The 2,127-nt window shown below is 70.1% G+C and carries 3 protein-coding genes and 1 pseudogene; 1 reads left to right on the top strand and 3 read right to left on the bottom strand.

Going from position 1 to position 2,127, the window contains the following annotated elements:
* Positions 1-103, bottom strand: a pseudogene (locus FV222_RS24025) (aldehyde-activating protein); the annotation flags it as partial.
* Positions 104-442: 339 nt separating this feature from the next.
* Here FV222_RS24025 and FV222_RS24030 point away from each other — a divergent pair.
* Positions 443-982 (top strand): formaldehyde-activating enzyme, encoded by a 540-nt coding sequence (locus FV222_RS24030; RefSeq protein ID WP_147754419.1) that lies wholly within the window; start codon positions 443-445, stop codon positions 980-982.
* A 34-nt stretch (positions 983-1,016) separates the two neighbouring features.
* On the opposite strand, the gene FV222_RS24035 is transcribed toward FV222_RS24030, so the two are convergent.
* Both FV222_RS24035 and FV222_RS24040 read right to left on the bottom strand, forming a co-directional pair.
* The gene (locus FV222_RS24035) at positions 1,017-1,454 is read right to left on the bottom strand and encodes a hypothetical protein (protein ID WP_147754420.1); all 438 of its coding nucleotides are present in this window, start codon (positions 1,452-1,454) and stop codon (positions 1,017-1,019) included.
* Between the two features lie 81 nt (positions 1,455-1,535).
* Positions 1,536-2,127: OB-fold nucleic acid binding domain-containing protein (locus tag FV222_RS24040; protein ID WP_246685630.1), on the bottom strand; the 592-nt coding region annotated here is incomplete at its 5' end.

Here is a 2,127-nt window from a genome sequence, read left to right on the forward strand (position 1 = left end):
GGCCGCGCGTCGAGCCGATCAGAACCTCGGGCATCGCGTCGGTGTATTGCCCCTCGGCGGCGAGCACGGTCGCCTCGCCCGTGCGGAACCAGATCTCGGACATGTCTCTCGGCCTCGGACCGGCTGAGGGCGAGGATGGCGGTGATGGGCTTGCCTCCGACGTCGGGCAGCCCGAGTTCCAGGCGCACCCCATCGCCGGCTGGCGCCGCCGACAGGCTCCAGCCGCGCTCGCTGGCCGGCCCCCGGCCCGGTCCTTGGTCCGGATCGCTCATCGTCGTTCATTCCCGTTCGGTCGCCCCCTGCATGACCGATCGCGCCTGCGGAGGCCAGGGCCGCCGTCCGCCTTTGTCGTCCGGACCAACGGTTGACGAAGGCGGCCGGGGATGATGTCTGCGCGGCCGACCGCGCCGTTTCCTGGGCGCCGCTTCCGAGGCCGAGAGACATGTCCGAGATCTGGTTCCGCACGGGCGAGGCGACCGTGCTCGCCGCCGAGGGGCAATACACCGACGCGATGCCCGAGGTTCTGATCGGCTCGACGCGCGGCCCCGTCGGCCAAGCCTTCGCCGGCATGATGGGCCAGGTGCAGGGCCACACGCGGATGTTCGTGGTGCGCGACCTCAATCAGCTCGTGCGCCCGGCCACGATGATGACCACCAAGGTCACGATCCACACGGCCGAGTATGCCGAGCTTCTCGGTGGCGTGGTTCAGGCGGCCACCGGGGACGCCATCGTGGATTGCATCATCGAAGGCATCCTGCCCAAGGACGGCCTCGACGAGCTGTGCATGATCATCATGATCTGGCTCGACGTCCGGTGCTCGGAGGACGAGAACCTCGACCGCAAGGACCTCTACCGCACCAACTACGAGGCGACGAAGCTTGCCATCGGCCGCGCGCTGCGCGGCGAGCCGACGGTCGAGGAGCTGATCGCCAACCGCAAGACGGTGAAGCACTACGCGCTGGAAGACATCATCGAGTACTGAGCAAAACGGGCGGTTCCGGCTCGCCGGGGGCGCCTCACCCCGGCGGGATGCGGCCGATCGAGCAGAGGGTGCGGATCGAGCCGGTGCTGTCGGTGTAGCAGCTCGCCGACCATCCGTTCTGCTGGATGAACGACTTGCGCCGCTCGGAGAGTGCGGTGGCGTGCGCCTTGGCGATGACGGCCTCGACCGTGCCGGCCGGCTCGCCGACGAGCAGTTCCGAGGCGATGGCGAGGTCGCGGAAGAAGGTCGCGGACGGCGTCGTCTCGCCGGAACTCGCCTGGACGATCGGCTCGGCCCGGCAGGTCAGGTCGAGCTTGATCGAGCCCGGCACCCTGATGTCGATGCTGGGGCCGGCGCGGCGCCCGACCTTGCCGCCGGTGGTGGCGGCGATCCTCTGAGCGAGGCCGTCGCATTCGTCCGCGCGGGCGGCGACGGGAATCAGCAGGAGGCAGGCGAGGGCGAAGCGGAGCATGGCCGCACCATACAAGTGGCCGATCCGCTGTCGAGGCTCGTGGCTGTCCAAGCTCCTGACTTTACAGGTTCGGCGTCCTGCTCAATGGAAGTCCCGGCTGCGATAGGTCCGGCGATCGACGGGGGCGCCGAAGTCGTTGGTCTCGGGCGGCAAGCGGACGCCGCCTTCGCGCAGCGCGCGCAGCTCCTCCGTCAGGTCGCGGAACCGCTCGGCGACGAGGTGGACGACGCCCTCGGCCCGCTGCACCCGGCCCTGCACCGCCAGGAAGCGTGCGTTCATCGCGGCGCGACGGTTGGCCTCGAACACCGTCTTCCAGACGATGACGTTGGCGATGCCGGTCTCGTCCTCGAGCGTCAGGAACACGACGCCCTTGGCGGTTCCGGGACGCTGGCGGGTCAGCACCAGCCCGGCCACGGTGACGCGGCCGTTCTGGGGAAAGCTCGGATCGTGGTGCTCGCGCGCCGGGATCGCGCCGATCCGGGCGAGTCGAGCCCGGAAGAACGCGACCGGATGGCCTTTGAGCGAGAGCCCGGTGGCGGAATAATCCTCCGCTACCTGCTCGGAGGCCGGCATGGCCGGCAGCGCCACGGCCGGCTCGTTGCGGAAGAGCCCGTCGTCGGCGTGGAAGGCGAAGAGCGGCAGCGGCGCCTCGAGCAGGTGCGCGCGCCGGCCC

The sequence above is a fragment of the Methylobacterium sp. WL103 genome (assembly GCF_008039885.1).
GTDB classification, from domain to species: domain Bacteria; phylum Pseudomonadota; class Alphaproteobacteria; order Rhizobiales; family Beijerinckiaceae; genus Methylobacterium; species Methylobacterium cerastii.

What these genes read in the sequence shown, in the direction of transcription:
- FV222_RS24030 (WP_147754419.1), top strand. Translation starts at nt 443, where the DNA reads ATGTCCGAGATCTGGTTCCGCACGGGCGAGGCGACCGTGCTCGCCGCC.
- FV222_RS24035 (WP_147754420.1), bottom strand. Translation starts at nt 1,454, where the DNA reads ATGCTCCGCTTCGCCCTCGCCTGCCTCCTGCTGATTCCCGTCGCCGCC.